The sequence below is a fragment of the Acidimicrobiales bacterium genome (assembly GCA_035536915.1).
Classification (GTDB): Bacteria; Actinomycetota; Acidimicrobiia; order Acidimicrobiales; family JAHWLA01; genus JAHWLA01.
In genome coordinates this window covers 47,301-73,598 of record DATLNE010000009.1, presented here as the reverse complement: position 1 = coordinate 73,598, position 26,298 = coordinate 47,301, and the positions used below count along the sequence as shown (strand labels likewise).

At 70.7% G+C, this 26,298-nt stretch carries 25 protein-coding genes; 19 read left to right on the top strand and 6 right to left on the bottom strand.

What is annotated here, in order from left to right:
• Positions 1 to 101 precede the first annotated feature (101 nt).
• The 17 genes from VM938_02460 (at position 102) to VM938_02380 (ending at position 21,386) form a co-directional block, all read left to right on the top strand.
• Positions 102 to 1,259, top strand: coding sequence for a thiolase family protein (locus tag VM938_02460; protein ID HVF73887.1), 1,158 nt, complete (start codon positions 102 to 104; stop codon positions 1,257 to 1,259).
• Positions 1,256 to 3,055 (top strand): AMP-dependent synthetase/ligase, encoded by a 1,800-nt coding sequence (locus VM938_02455; GenBank protein ID HVF73886.1) that lies wholly within the window; start codon positions 1,256 to 1,258, stop codon positions 3,053 to 3,055. Before VM938_02460 ends, VM938_02455 begins: the two co-directional genes overlap by 4 nt.
• The gene (locus VM938_02450) at positions 3,052 to 4,650 is read left to right on the top strand and encodes a carboxyl transferase domain-containing protein (GenBank protein HVF73885.1); all 1,599 of its coding nucleotides are present in this window, start codon (positions 3,052 to 3,054) and stop codon (positions 4,648 to 4,650) included. The genes VM938_02455 and VM938_02450 overlap by 4 nt, the downstream gene beginning before the upstream one ends.
• The gene (locus VM938_02445; protein ID HVF73884.1) at positions 4,647 to 6,584 is read left to right on the top strand and encodes a biotin carboxylase N-terminal domain-containing protein; all 1,938 of its coding nucleotides are present in this window, start codon (positions 4,647 to 4,649) and stop codon (positions 6,582 to 6,584) included. The genes VM938_02450 and VM938_02445 overlap by 4 nt, the downstream gene beginning before the upstream one ends.
• Positions 6,574 to 7,341: an enoyl-CoA hydratase-related protein gene (locus tag VM938_02440; protein HVF73883.1), complete on the top strand. Its 768-nt coding sequence runs from the start codon at positions 6,574 to 6,576 to the stop codon at positions 7,339 to 7,341. The genes VM938_02445 and VM938_02440 overlap by 11 nt, the downstream gene beginning before the upstream one ends.
• Positions 7,338 to 8,702 carry an acyclic terpene utilization AtuA family protein gene (locus VM938_02435; protein HVF73882.1) on the top strand — a complete coding sequence of 455 codons (1,365 nt, stop codon included), beginning with the start codon at positions 7,338 to 7,340 and terminating at the stop codon, positions 8,700 to 8,702. The genes VM938_02440 and VM938_02435 overlap by 4 nt, the downstream gene beginning before the upstream one ends.
• Positions 8,699 to 9,010 (top strand): hypothetical protein, encoded by a 312-nt coding sequence (locus tag VM938_02430; GenBank protein ID HVF73881.1) that lies wholly within the window; start codon positions 8,699 to 8,701, stop codon positions 9,008 to 9,010. The genes VM938_02435 and VM938_02430 overlap by 4 nt, the downstream gene beginning before the upstream one ends.
• A complete protein-coding gene (locus tag VM938_02425; GenBank protein HVF73880.1) occupies positions 9,007 to 9,882 on the top strand; it encodes a phosphate acyltransferase in 876 nt (291 codons plus the stop codon). The genes VM938_02430 and VM938_02425 overlap by 4 nt, the downstream gene beginning before the upstream one ends.
• Positions 9,879 to 10,679, top strand: coding sequence for a TIGR03084 family metal-binding protein (locus VM938_02420; GenBank protein ID HVF73879.1), 801 nt, complete (start codon positions 9,879 to 9,881; stop codon positions 10,677 to 10,679). Before VM938_02425 ends, VM938_02420 begins: the two co-directional genes overlap by 4 nt.
• Positions 10,664 to 10,963, top strand: coding sequence for a DUF1330 domain-containing protein (locus VM938_02415; GenBank protein ID HVF73878.1), 300 nt, complete (start codon positions 10,664 to 10,666; stop codon positions 10,961 to 10,963). Before VM938_02420 ends, VM938_02415 begins: the two co-directional genes overlap by 16 nt.
• A gap of 112 nt (positions 10,964 to 11,075) precedes the next feature.
• Complete coding sequence (locus VM938_02410) at positions 11,076 to 12,587, top strand: ABC transporter substrate-binding protein (protein HVF73877.1); 1,512 nt, start codon at positions 11,076 to 11,078, stop codon at positions 12,585 to 12,587.
• Entirely contained in the window at positions 12,587 to 14,794 is a 2,208-nt protein-coding gene (locus VM938_02405; protein ID HVF73876.1) for an ATP-binding protein, read from the top strand. The genes VM938_02410 and VM938_02405 overlap by 1 nt, the downstream gene beginning before the upstream one ends.
• Positions 14,791 to 17,682, top strand: coding sequence for an ATP-binding cassette domain-containing protein (locus tag VM938_02400; protein HVF73875.1), 2,892 nt, complete (start codon positions 14,791 to 14,793; stop codon positions 17,680 to 17,682). The genes VM938_02405 and VM938_02400 overlap by 4 nt, the downstream gene beginning before the upstream one ends.
• A complete protein-coding gene (locus VM938_02395) occupies positions 17,679 to 18,962 on the top strand; it encodes a hypothetical protein (protein ID HVF73874.1) in 1,284 nt (427 codons plus the stop codon). The genes VM938_02400 and VM938_02395 overlap by 4 nt, the downstream gene beginning before the upstream one ends.
• Positions 18,959 to 19,726: an enoyl-CoA hydratase/isomerase family protein gene (locus VM938_02390; protein HVF73873.1), complete on the top strand. Its 768-nt coding sequence runs from the start codon at positions 18,959 to 18,961 to the stop codon at positions 19,724 to 19,726. Before VM938_02395 ends, VM938_02390 begins: the two co-directional genes overlap by 4 nt.
• Before the next feature lie 66 nt (positions 19,727 to 19,792).
• Positions 19,793 to 20,962, top strand: a complete 1,170-nt coding sequence (locus tag VM938_02385; protein ID HVF73872.1) for an amidohydrolase family protein — start codon at positions 19,793 to 19,795, stop codon at positions 20,960 to 20,962.
• A 1-nt stretch (position 20,963) separates the two neighbouring features.
• A complete protein-coding gene (locus VM938_02380) occupies positions 20,964 to 21,386 on the top strand; it encodes a nuclear transport factor 2 family protein (protein ID HVF73871.1) in 423 nt (140 codons plus the stop codon).
• Positions 21,387 to 21,449: 63 nt separating this feature from the next.
• Here VM938_02380 and VM938_02375 read toward each other — a convergent pair whose 3' ends face one another.
• The 4 genes from VM938_02375 to rlmN are packed head-to-tail and all read right to left on the bottom strand — an operon-like array spanning position 21,450 to position 23,527.
• Complete coding sequence (locus VM938_02375; protein ID HVF73870.1) at positions 21,450 to 21,827, bottom strand: hypothetical protein; 378 nt, start codon at positions 21,825 to 21,827, stop codon at positions 21,450 to 21,452.
• The gene (locus tag VM938_02370) at positions 21,824 to 22,093 is read right to left on the bottom strand and encodes a hypothetical protein (GenBank protein HVF73869.1); all 270 of its coding nucleotides are present in this window, start codon (positions 22,091 to 22,093) and stop codon (positions 21,824 to 21,826) included. The genes VM938_02375 and VM938_02370 overlap by 4 nt, the downstream gene beginning before the upstream one ends.
• Before the next feature lie 44 nt (positions 22,094 to 22,137).
• Positions 22,138 to 22,491, bottom strand: a complete 354-nt coding sequence (locus VM938_02365) for a hypothetical protein (protein ID HVF73868.1) — start codon at positions 22,489 to 22,491, stop codon at positions 22,138 to 22,140.
• A gap of 4 nt (positions 22,492 to 22,495) precedes the next feature.
• Positions 22,496 to 23,527, bottom strand: a complete 1,032-nt coding sequence (gene rlmN, locus VM938_02360; protein ID HVF73867.1) for a 23S rRNA (adenine(2503)-C(2))-methyltransferase RlmN — start codon at positions 23,525 to 23,527, stop codon at positions 22,496 to 22,498.
• Between the two features lie 38 nt (positions 23,528 to 23,565).
• Here rlmN and VM938_02355 point away from each other — a divergent pair, with 38 nt between their 5' ends.
• Positions 23,566 to 24,279 (top strand): VIT1/CCC1 transporter family protein, encoded by a 714-nt coding sequence (locus VM938_02355; protein HVF73866.1) that lies wholly within the window; start codon positions 23,566 to 23,568, stop codon positions 24,277 to 24,279.
• Between the two features lie 7 nt (positions 24,280 to 24,286).
• A complete protein-coding gene (gene nth, locus VM938_02350) occupies positions 24,287 to 24,937 on the top strand; it encodes an endonuclease III (protein HVF73865.1) in 651 nt (216 codons plus the stop codon).
• 12 nt (positions 24,938 to 24,949) lie between these two features.
• On the opposite strand, the gene VM938_02345 is transcribed toward nth, so the two are convergent.
• Positions 24,950 to 25,660 carry an alpha/beta hydrolase gene (locus VM938_02345; protein ID HVF73864.1) on the bottom strand — a complete coding sequence of 237 codons (711 nt, stop codon included), beginning with the start codon at positions 25,658 to 25,660 and terminating at the stop codon, positions 24,950 to 24,952.
• A complete protein-coding gene (locus tag VM938_02340) occupies positions 25,657 to 26,256 on the bottom strand; it encodes a DUF305 domain-containing protein (GenBank protein HVF73863.1) in 600 nt (199 codons plus the stop codon). The genes VM938_02345 and VM938_02340 overlap by 4 nt, the downstream gene beginning before the upstream one ends.
• Between the last annotated feature and the right edge of the window lie 42 nt (positions 26,257 to 26,298).

The window sequence follows — 26,298 nt, the reverse complement described above, 5'->3', positions numbered from 1 at the left end:
GCGTTTTCCCCGCAACTTCGGCCGGTTTGGCATTGACTCCCTAACGGGCGTTCGTTTAACGTCTCCCTAACGATCGTTAGTTCGTGAAAGGGACAAGGCGGATGCGAGAAGCAGTGATCGTCGATGCGGTGCGCACGCCGATCGGCAAGGGCAAGCCCGGCGGGGCGCTCTCGTCGTGGCACCCGGCCGACCTGCTGGCCGAGACCTTGAGCCGGCTGGTGGAGCGCAGCGGCATCGACCCCGAGCGCCTCGACGACGTCATCGCGGGCTGCGGCTCGCAGGTCGGCGAACAGTCGTTCAACATCGCCCGAACCGCCCTGCTCGGAGCGGGCCTGCCCGAGCACGTGCCCGCCACCACCCTCGACCGCCAGTGCGGGTCGTCGCAGCAGGCCGTGCACTTCGCCGCCCAAGCGGTGCTGGCCGGCAGCTACGACGCCGCCATCGCCTGCGGCGTGGAGTCGATGAGCCGGGTGCCCATGTTCTCGTCGCAGCAAGGGCAGGACCCCCTCGGCACCCGCCTGCTGCAGCGTTACGCCGACGGCATGGTGCACCAAGGCGTGTCGGCCGAGCTGATGGCCGCCAAGTGGCAGCTCTCGCGCACCGAGATGGACGCCTACGCCGCCGAGTCGCACCGGCGCGCCACGCAGGCCGACTTCACCAGCGAGATGATTCCCGTCGACGGGATCACCGCCGACGAGGGCATACGCCCCCAGACCACGGTGGAGACGCTGGCGGCCCTGCGGCCTGCGTTCAAAGACGAGGCGGTGGCCGAGCGCTTCGGCCAGATCGAGTGGTCGATCACCGCGGGCAACTCCTCGCAGATCTCCGACGGCGCCTCCGCCGCGCTCATCGTCGAACGCGGCGTGGCCGAGGAGCTGGGGCTCACGCCGAAAGCTCGCATCGTGAGCATGTCGGTCACAGCCGACGATCCAATCCTCATGCTGTCGGCCGTCATCCCCGCCACCGACATGGCGTTGCAGCGGGCGGGCCTGGGGGTCGACGACATCGACGCCTTCGAGGTCAACGAGGCCTTCGCCCCCGTGGTGCTGGCGTGGGCCAAGGAGATGAACGCCGACCTGGAGCGGGTGAACGTGCACGGCGGCGCCATCGCCCTCGGCCACCCCATCGGGGCCTCCGGCACCCGCCTGCTGGCCACGTTGCTCGGCGTGCTGGAGCAGACGGGCGGCCGCTACGGGCTGCAGACCATGTGTGAAGGCGGGGGGATGGCCAACGCCACCGTCATCGAGCGGTTGGCGTGAAGGAGGCGAATGTGACGGAACTGCGCCACGAGCGGACCGACGAAGCGGTGCTGGCCGCCGTCGAGGGACAGACGATCCCTCGCCTGTTCGCCGAGACGGTGAAGCGCTTCGGCGACCAGCCCGCCCTGCGGGCCAAGACGGCCGACGGCTGGGCCGAGTGGACCTGGGACGACTACGCCGAGCGCGCCACGCGCACCGCGGCGCTGCTGGCCGACCGGGGAGTGCAGCGCGGCGACCGCGTGGCGCTCATGTTGCGCAACCGCATCGAGTTCCACCCCATCGACATGGGCGCCTACCTGGCCGGGGCCACCGCCTTCTCCGTCTACAACTCCTCGTCGCCCGAGCAGATCGAGTACCTGCTGGGCCACTCCGAGGCGGTCATCGCCTTCGTCGACGCCGACTTCGCCAAGTCGGTCGACGAGGTGCGCGACCGGCTGCCGCACCTGCGCGACGTGATCGTGGTGGGCGAAGGCATCGACACATGGGCGGACCTCATCGAGGGCGTGGGGCCGGTGTCGCTGGCCGCCGCCGTCGATGCCGTGGAGCCCACCGACCTCGCCACCTTCATCTACACCTCGGGCACCACCGGGCCGCCCAAGGCCGTCATGCTCACCCACCGCAACATCTGCTGGCTGCTCGAGTCGCTGACAGAGGTCATGGGCATGGAGCTCGCCCAGCGCCGGATGTTGTCGTACCTGCCCATGGCGCATGTCGCCGAGCGCATCTTCACCCACTACCTGCCCGCCCGCGAGGGCGCCGTCGTCACGCCGTGCCCCGACCCCGCCGCCGTGGCTGCGTACCTGCCCGACGTGCGCCCCGAGGCGTTCTTCGGCCCGCCCCGCATCTTCGAGAAGATGCGCGCGGCCCTGATGACCGCGCTGCCTGCCGACGTGTTGGACAAGGGGCTCGACCTGGGCCGGCAGTTGTTCGAGGCCAAGGTGCGCGGCGAGCAGGCACCGGCCGAGGTGCAGGCCGCCTTCGACCAGCTCGACGCCGCCGTGTTCGGCCCCGTGCGAGCCAAGGTCGGCTTCGACGCCTGCCAGGTGGCCTTCACCGGTGCGGCCCCGCCGCCCCAAGAGGTCATCGAGTTCTTCAACTTCATCGGGGTGCCTCTGGCCGAGGTCTACGGCCTGTCGGAGGACACCGGGCTCATGACCTCCGAGGTGCGGGCGCCCCGCCCCGGCAGCGTGGGCAAGCCCATCCCCGGCTGCACGGTGCGCCTCCTCGACGACGGCGAGATCCTCTGCCGCGGCGGCCATGTGTTCTCCGGTTACTTCAAGGACCCGGAGAAGACGGCCGAGGTGCTCGACGCGGAGGGCTGGCTGCACAGCGGCGACATCGGCGTGGTCGACGACGACGGCTACATCCGCATCGTCGACCGCAAGAAGGAGCTCATCATCACCGCGGGCGGCAAGAACATCTCGCCCGCCAACATCGAAGCGGCGCTGAAGACCATCCCCCTGGTGGGCCAAGCGTGCGTCATCGGCGACAAGCGCCACTACATCACCGCGCTGGTCACCCTCGACCCCGACGTGGCCGCGGCGTGGGCCGCCCAACGCGACGTGGATGGTGGCCTCGCCGCCTTGGCCGAGCACCCCGAGGTGCGGGCCGAGATCGAGCACGGCGTGGCCTCGGTGAACGAGCGCCTCTCCAACGTGGAGCGGGTCAAGAAGTTCACGATCCTGGCCGACGAGTGGATGCCCGATTCGGTCGTGCTCACCCCCACCATGAAGCTGAAGCGACGCGGCGTGCTCGAGCAGTACGGCCCCGTCATCGACTCCCTGTACGCCGAGTGAAGACGCTGCGCACGGCGGTCGACCCGACTGCCGAGGACTTCGTCGCCAACCGCAAGGCCATGCTCGCCGTGCTCGACGAACTGGAGGCGCAGCAGGCATTGGCCCGCGCCGGCGGCGGCGAGAGGTACGTGGCCCGCCATCGCGAGCGGGGTCGCATGCTCGTGCGCGAGCGCATCGAGCTGTTGCTCGACGAGGACGCCCCGTTCCTCGAGCTCTCGACCATCGCCGCCTACGGCACCGAGTACCCGGTGGGCGCCAGCGTGGTCACCGGCGTCGGGGTCGTCTCCGGCGTGGAGTGCATGCTCATCGCCAACGACCCCACGGTGCGGGGCGGCTCGTCCAACCCCTTCACGTGGAAGAAGCTGCTGCGGGCCTTGCAGATCGCGGCGGAGAACCGGCTGCCGGTGATCAACTTGGTGGAGTCGGGCGGAGGCGACCTCCGGGCCCAGGCCGAGCTGTTCCTGCCTGCGGGCCGCCAGTTCCACGACCTCACCCGGCTGTCGGCTGCGGGCATCCCGACCATCGCCTTGGTCTTCGGCAACTCCACCGCGGGCGGCGCCTACGTGCCCGGCATGTGCGACTACTCGGTGATGGTCAAGCAGCAGGCCAAGGTGTTCCTGGGCGGTCCGCCGCTGGTGAAGATGGCCACCGGCGAGGAGTCGAACGACGAAGAGCTCGGCGGCGCCGAGATGCATTCGTTCGTGTCGGGGCTGAGCGACTACCTGGCCGTCGACGAAGCCGACTGCCTGCGCCTCGGCCGGGAGATCGTGGCCCACCTCAACTGGCGCAAGCTCGGTCCGGGGCCGTCGGTGCCCGCCACCGAACCGCTCTACGACCCCGACGAGCTGTTGGGCATCGTGTCGTCGGACCTCAAGGTGCCGTTCGACCCCCGCGAGGTGATCGCCCGGGTGGCCGACGGCTCGGCCTTCGACGAGTACAAGCCGCTGTACGGCGACGCCCTGGTTACGGGGTGGGCCTCGATCCACGGCTTCCCCGTGGGCATCCTGGCCAACTCCCGCGGCGTGCTGTTCAACGAAGAGGCGCAGAAGGCGACGGAGTTCATCCTGCTGTCGAACCAGATCGACACGCCGCTGGTCTTCCTCCAGAACACGACCGGCTTCATGGTCGGCCGCCACTACGAGCAGCGGGGCATGATCAAGGACGGCGCCAAGATGATCAACGCCGTCGCCAACAGCGACGTGCCCCACCTGACGGTGATCATGGCCGCCTCCTACGGCGCCGGGAACTACGGCATGTCGGGCCGGGCCTACGACCCCCGCTTCCTCCTGTCGTGGCCCAACTCGCGCACGGCGATCATGGGGCCCGAGCAGTTGGCGGGCGTCATGTCGATCGTGGCTCGCAACCAGGCGGCGGGCGAGGGGCGCACCTTCGACGAGGACGCCGACCTGGAACGCCGCCGGGCCTTGGAGGAGCGCATCGACGCCGAGTCGCACGCCTTCTACATGTCGGGCCGCGTGCACGACGACGGCGTCATCGACCCCCGTGAGACGCGGGCCGCGCTGGGCATCAGCTTGTCGGCCTGCCATTCCAACGTCGTCGAAGGCCGTCGCGGCTTTGGCGTCTTCCGGATGTGACCGTGGCCATTCGCAAAGTCCTCATCGCCAACCGCGGCGAGATCGCCCGCCGCGTCATCCGCACCTGCTCGGCCATGGGCATCGACACCACTGCGGTGTACTCCGAGGTCGACGCCGACGCGCCGTTCGTACGCGAGGCCACCGACGCCGTGCCCTTGGGCGGGCGCCGCCCGGCCGAGTCGTACCTGCGCACCGACCTGTTGCTCGACGCCGCGGCGCGCACCGGCTGCGACGCCGTGCACCCCGGCTACGGCTTCCTCTCGGAGAACGCCGCCTTCGCCCAGGCTTGCGCCGAGGCCGGGTTGCGGTTCATCGGCCCGTCGCCGCGAGTCATCGAGCTCATGGGCTCCAAGACCGACGCCCGGGCCTTGATGGAGGACGCCGGCGTTCCCGTGCTGCCCGGGTGGCACGACGGCGCGCCGCCCCCCGAGGTGGTAGAGCGCATCGGCTTCCCCATGTTGGTCAAGGCCTCGTTCGGCGGCGGCGGCCGCGGCATGCGGGTGGTGGAGTCAGCCGACGAGTTGGCCGGCGCATTGGCGGCGGCCGAACGCGAGGCGGAAGCGGCCTTCGGCAACGGCGCCGTGTTTGTGGAGCGCTACCTGCCGTCGGCCCGCCACATCGAGGTGCAGATCTTCGGCGACAGCCACGGCAACGTCGTGCACCTGTTCGAGCGGGAGTGCTCGATCCAGCGCCGACACCAGAAGATCGTGGAAGAGGCGCCTGCGCCCAACCTCGACGACGACGTGCGTGCCCGCCTCTACCAGGCCGCCGTCGATGCGGGCCGGGCCCTCGGCTACGAAGGGGCGGGCACCGTCGAGTTCATCGTCGGCCCCGACGGCCAGTTCTACTTCCTCGAGGTCAACACCCGGCTCCAGGTCGAGCACCCGGTCACCGAGCTGATCACCGGGCTCGACCTGGTGCGGCTGCAACTGCTGGTAGCCGACGGCGCGCCGTTGTCGGTCGCCCCGGTGGTGAACGGCCATGCCGTGGAAGCGCGGCTGTGCGCCGAGGACCCGGCTGACGACTACGCCCCCAAGCCGGGCACGGTGGTGCGCTTCGACGTGCCCGGCCCCGTGCGCCTCGACTCCGGCGTGGAGCCGGGCAGCGAGGTGAGCGTCGACTACGACGCCATGCTGGCCAAGGTCATCGCCTGGGCGCCGACCCGCGAAGAGGCGGTGCGGGTGCTGCGCCGCTCGTTGCGCGACAGCCGCATCAACGGCGTGATCACCAACCGCGACCTGCTGGTGGGCATCCTCGGCCACCCCGAGTTCGAAGCGGGCACCGTCGACACCGCCTTCCTCACCCGCTACCCGCCGACCGCGTTGCTGGCCGCGCCCGACCGGCGGCTGCCCGCGCTGGCCGCCGTGCTCGCCCGCCAGGCCCAGCGGCGGGCGGAAGCACCGGTGCTGCGGGCGGTGCCGTCGGGCTGGCGCAACAACCCGTCGGTGCTGCGCTCGGAGACGCTCGACGACCTGGTGGTGGAGTACCGCATCAGCGGGCGCCCCGAGTTCCGGGTCGACGGCGAGCGCCTCGACGTCGAGGTGGTGTCGGCCACGCCGACGCACGTGGTCATGGTCACCGACGGGGTGCGCCGCGCCTTCGACGTCGACCACGGCAACGGCGACGGCGAGGTGTTCGTGGACTCGCTGCGATTCGCCGTGGCGCCCCGTTTCGTCGACCCCGCCGACGTGGAGGCGCCCGGTTCGCTGGCCGCGCCGATGCCGGGGACGGTCGTCGGCGTGCCCGTGGCCGTGGGCGACCGGGTCGAGGCAGGCGACGTCGTCGTCGTGCTGGAGGCCATGAAGATGGAGCACGTCATCCGCGCCCCCGAAGCCGGGGTCGTGGCCACGCTGTCGGTCGCCGTCGGCGACCGGGTCGACGTCGGAACCGTGCTCGCCGTGCTCGAAGAGGAGGAGGCTGCACGTGTCGGATGACGCCGTCCTGGTGGACGTGCGCAACTGCGTCGGGTGGGTGACCATCAACCGGCCCGACAAGAGGAACGCGCTCGACAGCGCCGTGCGCGCCGGGCTGTTCGCGGCCTTCGACCGGCTCAAGGCCGACGACGGCGCGCAGGTCATCGTGCTCACCGGCGCGGGCGACCAGGCGTTCTGCGCAGGCGGCGACCTCAAGGAGATGTCGGACACCGCCTTGCAGGTGCCGCCGCCCGACTTCGTGCCGCAGCTGGGCCGCACGGTGCACGTCGACAAGCCGGTGATCGCCGCCGTGAACGGCATCGCCTACGGGGGCGGCTTCCTGCTGGCGCAGACATGCGACCTGTGCGTGGCGTCCGACGACGCCCGCTTCGGCATCACCGAGGCCCGCTGGGGGAGGGGTGCGCCGTGGGCTGCGCCGCTGCCCTGGCTGGTCCCGCCGCGCGTCGCCCTCGAATTGTTGATGACGGCCGAGCCCATCGACGCCTTGCGGGCCGAACGGGTCGGCTTGGTGAACCGGGTGGTGCCGTTCGCCCGGTTGCACACCGAGGTGCAACTGCTGGCGGAGCGCATCGCCGCCAACGCGCCGCTGTCGGTGCGGGCGGGCAAGGCCATGGTCTACGCGGCGGCCGACCTCCCCCGCAGCCAGGCCTTCGACCACGCCGAGGCGCTGTGGGAGCCGGTGTACCTGAGCGAGGACGCCCAGGAAGGGCCGCGGGCGTTCAAGGAACGCCGGGCGCCGCAGTGGAGCGGTCGATGAGGGCGCCCGTGTTGGTCGGCAACGGCCAGGGCTTCTGGGGCGACAGCGTGCAGGCGCCCGCCCGCCTGGTGAAGGGCGGCCCGCTGCACTACCTCACCCTCGACTACCTGGCCGAGGTCACCATGACGATCCTGCGCAAGCAGCTCGACCGTGACCCCAAGGCGGGCTACGCCCGCGACTTCATCGAGGTGCTGCGCCGCACCCTGCCGACGTGCGCCGAGCGCGGCATCCGCATCATCGCCAACGCCGCGGGGGTCAACCCCGACGCCTGCCACGACGCGGTGCTGGGCGTCATCGCCGAACTGGGCCTGTCGGGCGTGAAGGTGGCGACGGTCAAGGGCGACGACATCTTCGACCGGCTCCCCGCCTTGGTGGCCGACGGCCACCACTTGGCCAACCTCGACACCGGTGAGCCCTTGGCCGCCCACCTCGACCGGGTCACCAGCGCCAACGTCTACATCGGTGCCGCCCCGGTGGTGGAGGCGTTGTCGCAGGGGGCCGACATCGTGGTCACCGGCCGGTGCAGCGACCCGTCGTTGACGGTGGCGCCCTTGGCCTACGAGTTCGGGTGGGACCTCGACGACCACGACCTGGTGGCCGCGGCCACCATCGCGGGCCACATCATCGAATGCGGCGCCCAGTGCACCGGCGGCAACTTCTACCGGTGGAAGCACGTGCCCGACATGGCCCGCATCGGCTACCCGATCGTGGAGGCGTCGCCCGACGGGAGCTTCGTCGTCACCAAGCACGACGGCACCGGCGGCCTGGTCGACTTCGAGACGGTCGCCGCCCAGATGCTCTACGAAGCGGGCGACCCCACCAACTACATCTCGCCTGACGTGGTGGCCGACTTCACCAGCGTCGCCGTGCAAGAGGTAGGCCCTGACCGGGTGCGGGTGAGCGGCGCCCGGGGCGCACCGGCCACCGACTCCTACAAGGTGGCTGTCTGCATGTCGGCCGGCTACCGGGCCATCGGGCAGTTGACCGTCGGCGGCCCCGATGCCGTCGACAAGGCCATGGTCACGGCCGAGCTGTTGTTCGATCGCTTGGACGACGAAGGCGTGCGCTTCCCGGCCGAGGCTCGTTTCGTGGAAGTAGTGGGCGCCAACGTCCTCTACGACGGCATGCGCCCGGCGCCGGTCGACCCGCCCGAGGTGCTCTTGCGAGTCGGCGTCAGCAGCGAGGACCGCAAGCAGGTGCAGCGCTTCTCCATGGAGCTGGCGCCGTTGCTCATCAGCGGACCGCCGGGGCTGACCGGCTTCGCGGGCGGACGCCCGCAGGTGACCGAGGTGGTCGAGTACTGGCCCGCGCTGATCGACAAGGCCGTGGTGTCGACCACGGTCGAGGTGGTGGAGGCATGAAGGTCCCCGTCTCGCAACTGGGCTTCGCCCGATCGGGCGACAAGGGCCGCCACAGCAACGTGGCCGTCATCGCCTTCGACGAGGAGTCCTACGAGGTGCTGCGCGAACACCTCACCGCCGAGAAGGTGGCGGCCCACTTCGAGCGGCTGGCCGAGGGGCCGGTGGAGCGCTACGAGGTGCCGAACCTGCGAGCCCTCAACTTCGTGATCTCCAATTCGTTGGGCGGCGGCGCCTCGCAGTCGTTGCGCACCGACTCGCAGGGCAAGACGCACGCTGCCGGACTGCTGCAGTTGGAGCTCAGCCTGTGACACTGGCCGAGCGGGCGCGGCGCAACCGGTGCCGGGTGCTGCTGGTGGAGCCCGACGACGAGCGCATGCAGTGCGCGGCCCGTCGGCTGCGCGACGAACGTTTGGCCGAGCCGGTGCTGCTGCACGAGGTCGACGCCCACGACGCCGCCTTGGCCGCGCTGCGGCAACGACGACCCGAGGCCACGGCTGCCGACCTGGCCGACCCGCTGGTCTACGGCGCCTCGTTGGTGGCCGCGGGCGTGGTCGACGTGGGCATCGCGGGCAACGTGGCGACCACGGGCCGGGTGGTGCGGGCCGGGCTCGACGCCATCGGCTTGCGCGACGGCTCCACCGTGGTGACGAGCGCCTTCCTCATGCAGGTGGGCGACGGGACGCTGACCTTCGCCGACTGCGCCGTCATCCCCGAGCCGGCGCCCGAGGTACTGGCCGAGGTCGCTGTCGACGCCGCCGCCCTGCACGCCCGCCTCACCGGCGAGGAGCCGCGGGTGGCCATGCTGTCGTTCTCCACCCACGGCAGCTCGCAGCATGCGGCCGCCGCCCGGGTGCGGGCCGCCGTGGACCTGGCCCGGGCCAAGGCGCCCGGCCTGCTGATCGACGGGGAGTTGCAGTTCGACGCCGCCTACGTGCCCGAGATCGCCGCGGCCAAGGCGCCGGGTTCGCCGGTGGCGGGCCGGGCCAACGTGTTCGTGTTCCCCGACCTCGGCGCGGGCAACATCGGCTACAAGATCGCCGAGCGCATGGCGGGCGCCCGCGCCGTGGGGCCGGTCATGACCGGCTTCGCCGGCTGGTGGCTCGACCTGTCGCGCGGGTGCACGGCCGACGACATCGTCGACCTCGCCGTGGTGGGCGCCGTGCTGGCAGGGGAGCGATGAGCCCGCTGTCCGACCTGTGCGCCGACCTGGCGGCCGAGGCCGAGGCCCTCGACGCCTTGGTGGCCGACGCCGACGTGCGCACGCCCACCCCGGCGCCGGGTTGGGACGTGGGCGACCAACTCAGCCACCTCGCCTTCTTCGACGAGGCCGCGGCGTTGGCGCTCAGCGACCCCGAGCGGTTCGTCACGACGCGCCCCGCCACGGCGGCCGAGCTCGCCGCCCTCATCGACGCCGCCACCGACGCCGGCCGCGCCCGCACCGAAGCGGAACTGCTGGCCTGGTGGCGCGACGCCTGGCGGGCCTTCGTGGTGGCCGCCGTCACCGCCGAAGTCGACACGCGGGTGCCGTGGTACGGCCCGTCGATGAGCGTGTTGTCGTTCGTCACGGCCCGGCTCATGGAGACGTGGGCGCATGGCCAGGACATCGCCGACGGGCTCGGCATCGCCCGCCCCGCCACGCCCCGGCTGCGCCACGTCGCCCAGCTCGGCGTGCTCGCCTTCGGCAACAGCTTCCGTGCCCACCGGCTCGACGTTCCCCACGTCGCGGTGCACGTCGAGCTGGCCTGCGGCGACGAGACCTGGACGTGGGGTGACGCCTGGGCCGCCGACCGCGTGCGAGGCGACGCCTTCGACTTCTGCCTCGTCGTCACCCAACGACGCCACCTCGACGACACCGGCCTGCACGTGGACGGGCCCGTCGCCCGCCAGTGGATGTCGATCGCCCAGGCCTTCGCAGGCCCGCCCGGTCCGGGTCGCGTGCCCGGCCAGTTCAAGGAGGAGCCATGTCCGCATACGTGATCGCCCGCTACGACATCACCAACCCCGAGGGCTATGCCGCCTACGGCGCCGCCGCCGGGCCGTCGGTGTTCCAGCACGGCGGGGAGGTGGTCGTTGCCGACCAAAGCGCCCTCGCCCTGGAAGGGCCCAAGCCCAGCAACGTGGTCGTGCTGCGTTTCCCGTCGACCGAGGCAGCCGTGGCCTGGTACGAGTCGCCCGAATACCAAGCGGCCCTGCCGCATCGCCTCGACAACACCGCCGACGGCTCGATGGTCGTGGTCCAAGAGTTCGAGATGAAGCCTTGACCGGCTTCGAGCCCGTCGGTAACTTGCCAGTAACACAACAAACGCTCGTTAGGTTCAACGGCGCTGGGGTCATTCTCGGGGGGCGCCTTGCAGTGGCCGTGGGAGGGATCTCATGACCCGCTTCAGTCCACGCAGCCGCCTTCAGACGTATTCCCTGATCCTCGGCGTGGTCATGGGGATCTTCACCGCCGGCGTCGGCGTGCCGCTGATCTTCGCCGACGGCGCCCAGGTGATCTCGGCGGGCGGCACCGGCAACGAACCCTTCCTCGACAACGGCGTGGGGGCAACGGCGGACGGCACCGGGGGTGATGCGGCGACCGGGGGTGCCGACGCCTCCGGTGCCGCAGGCACGGCCGGGGTCGACGGGAGCCTGCCCGGCTTGGGCGGATCGGGTGCAGGCGGCGCGGGTGCCGGCGGCACCGGTCCCGGCGGCGCGGGCAGCGGCCCGGGCGGCAGGGCGAGCGGCCCCGCCATCAAGCTCGGCGTGCTGCTGCTCGACCTCGGCAACGTCACCGCCCTCGGCTTCCCTGCCACCGGCGACGTGGAGGAGTCGAAGAAGGTGTGGCAGCACTGGGTCGACACCCTCAACGCCTCGGGCGGCATCAACGGCCGACCCTTCGAGCTCCACTTCGTCACCTACGACCCGCTGAGCGAGGAGAGCATGCGCCAGGCGTGTCTCTTCCTCACCGAGCAGCGCAAGGTCGCGGTCGCCGTGGCCAGTGGCGGCTTCATCGGCCCACCCATGCTGTGCTTCACGGAAGAGCACAACACGCCCCTCATCGCTGCGGGCAGTTCGGGCGTGCCGCAGGAGTACTACCCCCGCTCCAAGGGCCTGCTGTTCACCACCTTCATGGGCTCCGACCGCACCGTGGCCAACCTGGCGCACGAAGTCGACCGGCTGGGTTCGCTCAAGGGCAAGCGGGTGGGCCTGCTGTTCGACCTGCGCAGCGGCCCCGCGTCGATCGTGCGGCGGCTGGAGGGCGAGCTGAAGAACCGCGGCTACAACGTCAGCCACGTCTCGGTCTTCAACGCCGACTTCGGCACCGCCGCGGGCCAGGTGCCCGTCGAGGTGCAGCAGCACCGCACAAAGTCCGACGTCATCGTGAACATGTCGCACGCACTGGTCTTCACCCAGTTCGTGCAGGACGCCACCAGCCAGGGCTACACGCCGCCCTACTTCAACTCCGACTGGAACGGCGCCAACAGCGACTTCTACTACTCCAACATGCCGGCGTCGTACAACGGCAACCTGGCCTTCACCATCACCCGATTGGCCGAGCACCGGGGCAACTTCCCGGAGCCCGCCATCGACAAGCAGTGCAGGGAGGAAGCGTCGAAGGCGCTCGGTCGCCAGGTGCCGCGTGAGGAGGAGGTCAACTTCTCCCGGGAGTGCGCCTTCTGGATCCTGGTGTCGCGAGGTGCTCTGGCGTCGGGCGCCGACCTGAGCCCGGCGGGCTTCAGCCGGGGCATGCGCAGCCTGGGCCGCATCGGGGTGTCGGGTTTCGGCGGGATGGCCTTCGGCCCCAACCGCTTCGACGGTGCCGACCAGATTCGCACCACCCGCTGGCAGGCCGACTGCAAGTGCGTGGTGCCCCTGACCGCTTTCCGGCCCGCCCAGTACTGATGGCCACCACGCTCGACGACACCTCGCCGGACCCGGCGGCGTTGACTGCCGCCGTCCTCGAAGAAGAGGCGCGGCGCCAGGACGAGCAGGACGAGCGCGACGCCGACGCCGTCCTCCTGCCCGACGACCTCCTCCCTGGCGTGGGCGACGACGCCATGCCCACCCGCGAGGTGTTGCGCTCGGGCGGGGTGGCGACCATCGGGATGCTGTTCCTGCTCAACCTGTTCGACGAGTTCGACCGGGCGGCCATGGCGGTGCTGGCCCCCAACATCCAAGAGACGCTGGGGGTGAGCGACACCACCCTCGGCGTGCTGGCCACCTTGGGCGGCGGGCTGGTGGTGCTGGCCTTCATCCCCATCGGCTTCCTGGCCGACCGCATGCGCCGGGTGCGCGTGATCTCGGGCGTGTCGGCCGTACTGGGCGTGTTCATGTTCGCCACCGGCCTGGTGCGCGAGGCGTGGCAGCTGGGCGTCACCCGCGTCGGCACCGGGTTCGGCAAGGGCGGCCAGCCCGCCTTCAACTCGGTGTTGGCCGACGCCTACCCGATCGCCGGGCGGGCGCGCGTCTTCGCCTTGTTCAACCTGGCCAACCCCATCGGGCTGTTGGCCGGCCCGGCGGTGGCGGGCGCGGTGGCTGCGTTGGCAGGCGGCGACGAGGGTTGGCGGTGGGCCTTCATCATCCTGGCCCTGCCGACCCTGGTGCTGTCGATGCTCGTGCTGTTCGTGCGCGAGCCCCAACGAGGCGCCAACGAGCAGCAGGCCATCTTCGGCGACGACAAGCCCGAGCTCACCCACGAGCCGCCCGCCATGAGCGCGGCGTGGGAGCGGCTGCGCAAGATCAAGACCTTCTACTACGTGCTCGTCGGCCTCGGCGTCATGGGCTTTGCCCTCTTCGCCTTCTCCATCTACTTCAGCCTCTACCTCGAAGAGCACTACCAACTCGACGCCCTCGAGCGCGGCTACGTGTTCTCGCTGGCTGCCATCGGCGGCGTGATCGGGGCCCCGGTCGGCGGCTTCGTGGTCGACCGCTTCTTCCGACAGAGCCCACCCAAGGCGATCCTTGCGGTCAGCGGCCTGCTGTCGTTGTTCGTCTTCGGCGTGGTCGCCATGTACATGCCGAACGTGCCAACGCTGATCCCCATGCTGGCCGTCGCCCAGCTCGGCGTGTCGGCTGCCATCAGCGGGCTGCTGGCCATCATCGCTTCGGTCATCCCGTACCGGCTGCGAGCCATGGGCTACGCGCTGGCGGGCGTCTACATCTTCTTCATCGGTGCCTTCTTCGGCGCCGTCATCGCGGGCCAGATGTCGGACGCCTTCGGCGAGCGCACGGCGCTGACCATCATGATCCCGCCCGCCCTCTTGGTCGGCGGCTCGGTCATGGCCTACGGCGCCCGCTTCGTGCGCGGCGACATCTCGTTGGTGGTGCAGGAGCTCAAGGAAGAACAAGACGAGCACGAGCGGGTGAAGGCGGGCGGTGAAGTTCCCGTGCTGCAGGTGCGCAACCTCGACTTCAGCTACGGCCCTATCCAGGTGCTGTTCAACGTCGAGGTCGACGTGAAGAAGGGCGAGGTGCTGGCCCTGCTCGGTACCAACGGCGCAGGCAAGTCGACCTTGCTGCGCGCCGTCAGCGGCTTGGCCATTCCCGACCGCGGCGTCGTCCGCCTCAACGGCCGCACCGTCACCTACTCCGACGCCGAGACGCGGGTGCGCGCCGGCATCGTGCAGGTGCCCGGCGGCAAGGCCGTGTTCCCCACGTTGAGCGTGCGGGAGAACCTGACCGTCGGCGCCCACACCTATGTGTGGGACCGTGAGCGGCTCGACGCCAAGCTCGACGAAGTGCTGACGCTGTTCCCGCGGCTGCAGGAACGCCTCGACCAACCCGCCGGGAAGCTGTCGGGCGGGGAGCAGCAGATGGTGGCGTTGGCCAAGGGATTGCTGCTCGATCCCGAGATCCTGCTCATCGACGAGTTGTCGCTGGGGCTGGCGCCCGTGGTCGTGCAGGACATCCTCGAAGTGGTCGAGACGCTAAAGGCGCGCGGCCTGACGATGGTCATCGTCGAGCAGTCGGTGAACATCGCCTTGGAGATCGCCGACCGGGCCGTGTTCATGGAGAAGGGCCGCGTCCGCTTTCAGGGGCCTGCCAAGGAACTGCTCGAGCGCGACGACCTGGTGCGGGCCGTCTTCCTCGGGGCGGAGGCGGGCGGATGACGTTCTCCATCGAGCTCGTCATCATCGGCGCGCTCACCGGCCTCGCCTACTCGGTGCTGGCCGCCGGGTTGGTGCTCGTCTACCGGGCCACCCGCGTCATCAACTTCGCCCACGGCGAGATGGGCGCCTTCGGCGCTGCCGTGCTGGCCAAGCTCGTGCTCGACCTGGGGTGGAACTGGTTCCTGGCCTTCGCCGTGGTGCTGGCCGTGGGTGCTGTGGTGGGCGGCGTGGTGGAACTGGCCATCATCCGACGGCTGTTCCACGCACCGCGGCTGATCCTGCTGGTCGCCACCATCGGCGTCTCCCAGATCCTGTTCTTCGCCAGCGCCGTGCTGCCCGACATCGACAACACGCGGCGCTATCCCACCGGGCTCGACCGGGTGGCCGACGTCGGCAGCGTGCTGTTGCGGGGCGAGCACTTCATGGTGATGGCCTTCGTGCCCGCGGTGATCGCGGGGTTGGCGCTGTTCCTCAACGTCACGCCCTACGGCATGGCCATCCGGGCCTCGGCCGAGAACGCCGAGGCGGCCCGCTTGGCGGGCGTCAGCGTGAAGCGGGTGTCGACGGTGGTGTGGGTGCTGGCCGGCGTGTTGTCGACGGCCACCTTCGTGCTCATCAACCCCATTCGGGGCACGATCGTCGGCACTGCCTCGGTGGCGTTGGGGCCGAGCCTGTTGTTGCGGGCCTTGGTCGCCGCCTTGTGCGGGCGGCTGGTGTCGCTGCCGTGGACCTTGGCGGGCGGCATCGCCGTGGGCATCGCCGAGGCGCTGCTGTTCGTGAACGTGCCCAGCCCCGGCACCGTCGACGGCATCTTGTTCGTGGTCGTGCTCATCCTGGTGTTCACCCGGGGCCGCGACCTGGTCACCGACGAGAAGGGCTCGTTCTCGCTCACGCCCCGCAGCCGGCCCATCCCGGCTCGCCTGCTGTCGGTCGGGTGGGTGCGACGGTTGCCGCACATCTCGGCGGGCGTCGCCTTCGCTGTGGCCGCCTTGTTGCCGTTGGTGGTCACTGCGCCGTCGCGGCAGTTCCTGTTCTCACGGGTGGCGATCTTCGCCATCATCGGCCTGTCGATCACCGTGCTCACCGGGTGGGCCGGCCAGCTCTCGCTCGGGCAGTTCGCCTTCGTCGGGCTGGGCGCGTTCACCTCGTTCGCCTTGGTCGACCGAGGCATGCCGTTCAGCTACTCGATCGTGTACTCGGCGGTGATCGGCGTGCTGGCCGCCTTGGCGGTGGGCGGCCCCGCCCTGCGCATCCGGGGTCTCTCGTTGGCGGTGACGACCTTGGCCTTCGCCGTGGCGGCTCGGGGCTACATCCTCCCGCACGGTGCCTTTACCGGAGGCAACCAGGACGTCTTCCTGCCCCGGGCCAAGATCGCCTTCTTCGACCTGTCGTCGCAGCGGACCTACTACTGGTTCTGCTTGGTGGTGCTGGCTGCGTGCGTGTTCGTGATCTCCCGGCTGCGGACCAGTGGGGTGGGGCGCGCCATCATCGCCGTGCGGGAGAACGACCGTGCCGCGGCCGCCCTCACCGTGTCGCCGTCGGGCACCAAGCTCACCGCGTTCGCCATCTCCGGCGGCCTGGCCGCCTTGGCGGGCGCCTTGTTGGCGGGGGCGCACGTGCAGTTCGGCCCCGACCTGTTCGGCCCCGAGCAGTCGTTGATCGTCGTGGCCATGGTCATCATCGGCGGGCTCGGTTCCGTCACCGGTGCGGTCCTCGGCGCCGTCTACGTGCTCGGCCTTCCCGCGCTGTTGGGCGACACCCAGGAGGTGCGCCTGCTCACCAGCGGCGCGGGCCTGCTCATCCTCTTGATGTACCTGCCGGGCGGGCTCCTGCAGGTCGTGTACAAGTTGCGCGACCTGGTGTTCTCGGTGGCCGAGCGCCGCATGGGCGAACCCGCGGTGGCACCCGTGCCCGTCGACCGCCGGGTCGTGCCGGTGGCCACCACCCGCAACCGCCCCGAGATCCGGCTCGACGTGCCCGCGGTGGCGGCCACCGGCATCGCCGTGCGCTTCGGCGGCGTGACCGCCCTCGACGGGGTGACGGTGGTGGCCTACCCGGGGGAGACGCTCGGGCTCATCGGCTCCAACGGCGCGGGCAAGTCGACCCTGATGAACGTCATGAGCGGGTTCCAACCCACCGCCGCGGGCACAGTGCAGATGTTCGGGGAGGACGTCACCGCCCTGTCGGCCCACGAGCGCTCGCGACTGGGGCTCGGGAGGGTGTTCCAAGACGCCCGCCTGTTCGGTGAGCTCACCGTGCGCGAGTGCGTGTCGGTGGCGCTGGAGGCCCGCGAGCGAAGCGAGCTGGTGCCCTCGGCGCTGGCCCTGCCGCCTGCTACCGCGGCCGAAGCCCGCAAGCGGCGCGAGGCCGAAGAGCTCATCGGCTTCATGGGGCTCGGCCGTTACGCCGATGCCGTCATCGGCTCGCTGTCGACCGGCACCCGCCGCATCGCCGAGTTGGCCTGCCTGGTGGCGGTCGACGCCCGCGTGCTGTTGCTCGACGAGCCCACGGCGGGCGTGGCCCAGCGCGAGACCGAGGCCTTCGGCCCCCTCATCGAACGCATTCGCAAGGAGCTCGACGCCACCTTGGTGATCATCGAACACGACATGCCGTTGGTGATGTCGCTGTCGGACCGCGTGTACTGCATGTCGGCAGGCAGGGTCATCGCCGAGGGCGTGCCGGAGGTGGTGCGCACCGATCCCGCCGTCATCGCCGCCTACCTGGGCACCGACGAGCGGGCCATCAAGCGCAGCGACACCGGCCGGCCTGCCGTTGTTCCGCAGCTCGGCGGGTTGAGCCGCACAGAGCTGGTCGAGGTGGCGCGGTCGCGTGGCATTAAGGGGCCGTCGCGGTTGCGCAAAGCCGAGTTGTTGGAGCTGTTGTCGTGAGCGCCCTCGTGCAGAAGGTGGGGTGCAAGCTCGACCTCACCGAAGGGCAGGTCTACACCGCGGCCATCGGCTTGTTCGTGGCCTTGGCCACGGCCATCGGCGGCATCCCCCCGACGTTGGTCGACCGGGTGCGGCCGGCCGGAGTGGCCCGTCCCTTGGTCGACCCCACGGGCAGCGTGGCCCCGGCCACCAGTGCCGGCCCTCCGGCGCCCGCGCCCGTGTCGGCGCCCGACGGCTTCTCCCTGCCGTTCGACCCGGCGCCGACGTTCCCGGACGGCGGCAGCTTCGGCGGCGGGTCGTTCCCCGGTGACGGCGGCAATATCGGCGGCGGCGGTGGTGACTTCTCGCCGCCGCGGCCGCCGGTCGGCACCGTCGACACCTTTGCCTCGGTGCCCGCGCCCGGTGCGCCTGAGGGCATCGCCGTCGGCAACGACGGCCGGGTGTTCGTGGCCACCAACAACAGCGGCGCCAAGCCGGTGGTGATGCGCTTTACCGGCGACGGCGCGCTGGAGGCCTCGGTCACGGTGGAGGCCATCGAGGCGGGCTTCGGCGTGCGGGGGCTGGCCCTGCCCCGGGCCACGGGTGGCAACGTCGTGTACGCGCTGGCCGCTCGGCCCGCCGCGGTGTTCCGCGTCGACGTCGGGCTCGGGACGGTGGCGTCGTACGCAGGCATCCCTGACGTTCCGCCGTGCATCGCCGTGGCCTTGGCCGGCCCCTGCGAGCTGTCTCCTGTCGACAATGCGCCGGAACCGCGAGCCGCCGTGTTCGGCGCCGACGGCGCGCTGTACGTGGCCGACCGGGGCCAGGCGCTGGTGTGGCGAGTGGCGCCAGGAGGCGGGGAGGTGCGCCTTGCCCATCAGTCGCCCGAGTTCGTATCGCCCGACGGCTTGAGCGGCATCACCGTCGACAGCACCGAGCGCTTGGTGGTGACGGTGGCCCAGTCGGTGACCGACGCAGGCGGCGGGACCGTCTACCGCCTCGGTGATGCCGCTCCCACCAAGGTGGCGAGCACGGCCACCGGCGACCGGCCCGTGGGCATCGCGGGCGGCCGATCGGGACGGCTGTACGTGGCCTTGGCCGGCGCGGGCCGCGTCGTCGTGCTCGACCAGGCCGGGGCCGAGCAGGCTCGGTACCCCGGTGCCACCGACGCCCCGTTCGACACGCCGGTGGGCGTGGCCTTCCGGGGTGAGGACCTGTTGGTGACCGAGCAGGCTCCGACGAGGCCGCCGGCCGGTCGGGTGGTGCGCATCGTGGTGGAGGACCGAGGCGTGTTGTCGTGAGCAACGACGTGACGCTCGACGTCGACGACGGCGTGGCTTTCATCACCTTGAACCGGCCGGAGCGCCTCAACGCCCTCACCGTCGGCTGGGTCGACGATTTCATCCGTGCGATCGACGAGGTGGGCGACGAAGCAGCGGTGGTGGTGCGAGCCGCCGGGCGTGCGTTCTGTGCGGGCGCGGATCTGGCCGAGCACCCGGTGTTCCGCCTCGACGATGCCTACGAGCGCATGGCCCACGTGGAGCGCGCCTATCAAGTGGTGCGCAAGCTGCGGGCGTTGCCGCAGCCGGTGATCGCCGCCGTGCAGGGCGTGTGCGCGGGGGCGGGGCTCAGCGTGGCGGTGGCGTGCGACCTGCGGCTGGCGGCCGACGACGCCCGCTTCAGCCTCGACTTCGTGCGCCTCGGCGTGATCCCCGACATGGGCGCGTCGTACCACGTGCCCGCCGTGGTGGGCACGACCCGGGCCATGGAGCTGGCGTTGTTGGCCGAGCGCATCGACGCCGTCGAGGCCGAGCGCATCGGGCTGGTGAACCGGGTGGTGCCTGCTGCCGACCTGTGGGCCGAGGCCGAAGCCATGGCCCGGCGCGTCGCGGCCATGCCCCCCATGGCCGTGCGGGCGGCCAAGCGCGTCGTGCACTCGCTGCACCGGCTGCCCGCCGACGAGGCGTTGAGCGAAGAGGCGTGGACGGTCAACGCGCTGGTGGCCATGCCCGAGTCGCGGGCCGCGGTGGCCGCATTTGTGAACCGCAAGCGAACGAACCCTTGACGGCCCCGCGGGGCGTCCATACACTCGAACAAACAAACGACCGTTAGGCTGGGAAAGGACGTCGGAATGAGCCAGACGTTGATCGACATCAAGGTCGTCGACACCGACTCGCATGTCACGGAGCCGCCGGACCTGTGGACGTCACGGGTCTCCAAGAAGTGGGGCGACGCCGTCCCCCACGTGGCCAATAACCCCGAGACGGGGCACTCGCACTGGCGCATCGGCGACCACTGGCTCATGCCCGTGGGCTTCTACGCCACCGCGGGGTGGAAGGAGTTCCCGCCGTTCACGCCCAACGAGCTCGAAGACGTCGACGCGGGCGCGTGGAACCCGGTGGAGCGGCTGAAGCGCATGGACGAGTACGGCCTGTACGCCCAGGTTCTCTACCCCAACCTCATCGGCTTCGAGACCCCGCTGTTCATGCGCATGGGGCCTGAGCTGTCGCTCGAGTGCACCCGGGCCTACAACGACTTCATCACCGAGTTCGCGGCCACCGACCGCAAGCGGTTGGTGCCGATCTCGATGGTGCCGTTCTGGGACCTCGACGCCGCTGTGGCCGAGATGAAGCGCTGCCGGGAGATGGGGCACCGGGGCGTGCTGTTCGCCAACCAGTACGAGAAGGTCGGCCTGCCCCCGTTCTGGGACACCTACTGGGACCCGGTGCTGAACGTGGCCCAGGACCTCGACATGTCGATCAACTTCCACGTCGGCTTCACGTCGAGCACCGACGGCTCCGCCGCTGCCCTCCAGGTCATGCTGTCGCAGTTCAGCGCCCGGGCTGCCGCGGCGGGCACGGCCCTCGGCCTCATGAGCAACGCCACGGCCATCGCCACAATCGTGACAAGCGGCCTGTGCGACCGGTTCCCCCGGCTCAAGTTCGTGTCGGTGGAGAGCGGCTTCGGCTTCTTGCCCTACCTGCTGGAGTCCCTCGACTGGCACTGGAAGGGCTACGGGGCCGCCGCCGAGTCCGAGCTGCTGCCCAGCGAGTACTTCAAGCGCCAGGTGTACGGCTGCTTCTGGTTCGAGCGCCAGACGCTGCCCCTGCTCGAGCACTACCCCGACAACTTCATGTTCGAGACCGACTACCCGCACCCGACGAGCATGTCGCCCGGCCCGTGCTCGCCCGCCGAGCTGCCCCGCGACCACATCCTGTCGGCCTTCGAGAAGGTGCCCCTGGAGATCGCCGTCAAGGCGCTCTACGGCAATGCCGCCCGCGTCTACGGCATGGAGGACTGAGGTGGCCGACTACGCCGCCGTCCAGGAGTTGTTGGCGAGGTACTGCCACGCCCACGACGAGCGAGACCTGGAGTTGCTGGCGTCGTGCTTCGCCGCCGACATCAGCCTGATGGGCGTCTCGGGCCGCGACAACGTGGTCGCGGCCTACGGCGCCGGCTACCAGCAGCTCACGGCCAAGCGCCGCCACGTGATCAGCAACGTCTACGTGGTGGAGGACGGCGACGAGCGGGCCGTGGTGCGCAGCTACATCACGCTCTACCTCGTCCACGACGAGGAACTGTCGCTGCACCTGACAGGCGTCTACACCGACACCGTGGTGCTCGAAGACGGGGCGTGGAAGATCCAGGGCCGCGAGGTGGTGCTCGACGTGCCCTACAACCCCGGCGACGTGCAGAAGGCCCCGGTCGCCACCTATCGGGGGTAACCCGCGCTCTGGAGTACATGGCGCTTCAGAATGAAGCGCCATGTACTCCAGGCGCGGGGCACCTCAGACGCGCCGAATCGCCACAGGCGCCGGCAGCCGGTCGGACAGGCGACGCAGGTCGTCAGGGTCGGAGGTGAGCACTGCGGCGGAGACCGAAGCCGCGGTGAGCACGACGTGGGCGTCGACGACGTCCGACATGCCCGTAACCCCGAGAAGGGCGCCGGCCGCGTGGGCATCGTCCGCCAAGAACGGCACCACGGAGCAGCCGCTGAGGAAGCGCCGCAACTGTGCTTGTCGCGGGGAGCGGCTCACCTGGGCGACCACCGGTGCAGTCGTCACCGGGACCAACCCGACTTCGAGGCGCACCCGGTGATCGGCCCAAACGTCGCGGTCGTTGCGGTCCGCGGCGACAAGCACGCCGGCGTCGTAGACGACGCTCACGCGGAGCGGCGGCGGGCGGACGCCGCCACCTCGTCGGCAATGCGGGCCCGTGCGGAGTCGAGCTCGGCGTCGGTGAACGCGCCGTGGTCCTTCTCCCACTCCGCCACGGCGGCCAGGCCCTGTCGCACGAGCAGCGCCCGCCTGGCGGCTTCGGTGAGCCAGGCCGACACGCTGACCCCTTCGTCAGCGGCAGCGGCGATCACTTGCTCGTGGACGTCGGCATCGACGCTGATGGCCAGCTTCGGCGATGGCTTTCCTCGCGGCATGCACAAACTCTACTACCAAGGTATGACCGTTGGCATCGCGGGTGTCACCTGAACCAGATGCGTTGGTACTCGCGGCTTTGCGGGTGGAGGAGTAGGGCCACCAAGGCGATGTCGAACATGAGGCTGATGACGTCGGCCCCCAGCAGGGCGCCGAAGCCGCCGAAGGCGAGGCGCAACACGAAGGGCAGGACGGCCACGGCGATGCCCAGGCCGTAGCCCCACTTCTGCTCGTTGGCGATACCGAAGCCTGCGGCCACGTTGGCGAGGAGCAGCACGAGCCCGATGGCCACGACGAAGCTGCCGCCGAGCACCATGAACGCAGCGTTGATGTAGAAGAGGAAGACGGCGATCTGCAGCGTCTGCGGCTGCGACATGTTCACCCAACGGCGTGTTTCCATGGCCTCAGTCTGCCCGCCCCAGGGTGACAGTGGCCCGCAACTGCCCGCAGGCGGCGTCGATGTCGGTGCCGCGGTTGCGGCGCACCGTGGCGTTCACGCCCAGCTCGACCAGCCGGTCACGGAAGCCCCGCACGCCCTCGGCCGGCGTCCCCCGCGTCGGCCAGCCGGGCGTGGGGTTCAGCGGGATCAGGTTGATGTGCGCACCCAGCGGCCGCGCCCGGTCGGCCAACTGGGCAGCGTCGACGGCCCGGTCGTTCACCCCGTCGATGAGCGCCCACTCGAACGACAGCCGTCGCCCCTTGGCCTCCAGGTACTCGGCGCACGCCTCCATGAGCATGTCGAGCGGGTAGCGCCGGTTGACGGGCACGAGTCGGTCGCGCAACTCGTCGTCGGCGGCGTGCAGCGACACGGCCAGGTTGACGGGCAAGTCCTCGCCCGCCATGCGACGGATGCCGGGCACGATGCCCACGGTGGAGACGGTGAGGTGGCGAGCCGAGATGCCGATGTCGTCGTGCAGCCGCCGCACCGCGCCCCAAACGGCGTCGTAGTTGGCCATCGGCTCGCCCATGCCCATGAACACCACGTTGCTGACGCGCCGGGGGCGGGCGGCTGCGATGGCCTGGGCCACCTGCTCCACGATCTCGCCGCTCGACAGATGGCGGTCGAAGCCCGCTTGGCCGGTGGCGCAGAAGCCGCACGCCATGGCACAGCCCGCCTGCGTCGACACGCACACCGTGGACCGCCCGTCGCGGTAGTGCATGAGCACGGTCTCGATCCGGTTGCCGTCGGCCAGCGACCACAGCCACTTCACGGTGTCGCCGCCGTCGGCCACCGACTCGTGCTCGGCGTGCAGGGCGGGCGCCAACGCCGGCTCCGCCGCCAGCCGGGCCCGCAAGGCAGCGGGCAGGTCGGTCAGTTGCGAGGGGTCAAGCACCCGCCGGTACAGCCCGTCCCACACCTGGCGCACGCGGTATGCAGGCTCGCCCTCGAGGAGGACGGCAAGGTCCTCGCGGGACAGGTCGTAGCGGCCGGGCACGGCTTCCAGGGTAGGGCGGCCGGGTAGGGTCGAGGACCGTGCATCCCACGCAACCGACGCATGAGCACCACCACCGCAAGGTCCAAGGCGGCGCCGCTCGGGCGGCCGTCTTCGGCGTCAGCGACGGCCTGGTCTCGAACGTCTCGCTCATCCTCGGCGTGGCCGGGGCCAACACCTCGCCGGGCGTGGTGCGCTTGGCGGGCCTGGCCGGGCTGGTCGGCGGTGCCTTCTCCATGGCCAGCGGCGAGTACGTGTCGATGAAAGCCCAACGGGAACTGCTCGAACGCGAGCTCGACCTCGAGCGCATCGAGATCACCCGCAGGCCGGAGAACGAACGCCGGGAACTGGCCCAGATCTACCGCAGCCGCGGAATCGACCCCACCCTGGCCGAGGACCTGGCCACCGAGATGCACCGCAATCCCGAGTTGGCCCTGGAGACGCACGCTCGCGAGGAGCTCGGCATCGACCCCGACGAACTGGGCTCGCCCGTGCATGCCGCGCTGTCGTCGTTCGTGGCCTTCGCCGGTGGCGCCGTGCTGCCGCTCGTCCCGTGGTTCTTCGCCGGTGGCACCGGCGCCATGTTGGCCTCCGTCGTGATCGGTGCCCTGTCCGCGCTGGCCGTCGGCGCCGCGCTGGCGACGTTCACCGGGCGCCCCGTCGTGCGGCTGGCCGGTCGGCAGCTTGGCTTCGCAGCGGCGGCGGCCGGGGTGGCGTTCCTCGTCGGCAACGCCGTCGGCGTCGGCGTCGTCTAGCGCCGCAATGGCACGACCCCGGACCCCGAAGGGGCGGGCCCGTGAGACGTTGCGGCGGCTGACCGGGGAGTACCCGGGCACCGCCACAGAGCTCTGCGCGCTGCGCCACGAGAGCCCGTACCAACTGCTCGTCGCCACCGTGTTGTCGGCCCAGACCACCGACGAACGAGTGAACTCGGTGACGCCCGCGCTGTTCGCCCGCTACCCGACCGCCGCCGACTTGGCCGCCGCCGACCCCGAGGACGTGGAGAAGCTCATCTTCCCGACCGGGTTCTTCCGGGCCAAGACCAAGAGCATCATGGGCCTCGCTGCTGCCCTCGACGAACGCTTCGGCGGCGAGGTGCCCGTTCGCCTGGAAGACCTCGTCACCCTTCCCGGGGTGGGGCGCAAGACGGCAAACGTGGTGCGCAGCGTGGCCTTCGCCCTGCCCGGCCTGCCCGTCGACACCCATGTGGGACGGCTGTCGATCCGGCTCGGCCTCACCGCCGCCGACGACCCGGTGAAGGCCGAGCTCGACCTCAACACCATGGTGCCCGCGGCCGAACGGGGCGCCTTCTCGCTGCGCATGATCCTGCACGGCCGCCGGGTGTGCGTGGCCCGCAAGCCGCGCTGCGAGGACTGCGTGCTCAACGACTTCTGCCCGTCGTCGCGGGTGTAGCAGTGACGGGCGCTACCCCGCGAAGAACCGTCGCAACTCGGCGGCGAGGCGCGCCGGTGCGGTGCGGGCGGCGCCGTGGTCGAGCCCCTGGAGTGTCACCACCTCGTTGTCCGGCAGCACCCCGGCCAGCGCGTGCACGGCGTCGCGATGGTGTTGCTGCGTCTCGCTCGTCTCCAACAGCAACACGGGGCACTCGACGCTCGCGTAGCGGCCGATGTCGGCGGGCAGCCCGTCGATCTCGGCGAACTCGTGCACCCACGCCTCGCCCGCGGCCACGACGCGAGGGTCGGCCACCATTCGATCGGCCACCTCGGGCGGGACCCGCACCCCTTCCACCAACCCGACGCGTACGGCGCCGGCCACGTCGCCCGCCGCCAGCAGGCGCTCCGCTTCGGCCAGGTGCGGGCCGAGCACGGGGCCCTTCACCGGCAGGGGCGGCTCGAACAGTGCCAGCCGGTCCACACCAAAATGCCACGCCGCCCCCAAGGCCACGATGGCACCCGAGGAATAGCCGACCAGGAACCGCGGCGGTCCCACCTCGTCGAGCACGCGGGCCACGTCTTCGTACTCGGCCTCGTAGGAGTACGCCGCCCAGTCGGGGTTGTCGTGTCGGGTGCGACGACGGATGCAGGTGCAGTCGAAGCCGTCGAGGGCCGCCACCACGCCGTCCCACATGGACTCGTCGAGCAGCCCGCCGTGCACGAAGACGATCGGCGGGCTCACGGCAACCCGATCCCCAGGCGCTGCGCCAGCTGCTGGTACTCGGCGATCTCCGTGCGCTGGTTGGTGGCCATGCGCCGGGCCATGTCGCGTACGAACTCGTCGTCGACGTGGCGCAACGCGGCCTCGGCCATGTGGACGCCGCCCCGGTGGTGCACGGTCATCATCCGCAGGAACCCGGCGTCGACGTCGCGGCCTGTGGCCCGTTCGTAGTCGCCCAGCGCGGCGTCGGTGGCCAGGCCGGGCATCTCTGCCGCGGGCACTTCGTGGCCCATCCACTCCATGACCGTGTCGCGGTCAGGCACCCGAGGTTGGTCCCACCGCTGGAGGTAGCCCTCCATCAAGCCGATCTCGTACTGCTGGAAGATGACGACCTCGCGGGCGAAGTGCTGCACCGACGGGTCGGGAGCGCTCGCCACCGCGGTGGTGGCGATGCGCACCGCTTGTTCGTGGTGGAGGATCATGTCCTGCAGGAAGCGCACGTCGGCCGACGACTCGCCCGGCGCCCGCCCCTTGCCGAGTGTGTAGCCGACGGCGCCCCCGAGGAAGACGAGGGCGGCCACCAGCAGGGCGACGACGCCACGGGGCACAGAGCGCATCGGCTCATCGTGTCATGCACAGCGCTACTAGGGTTCGCCGCC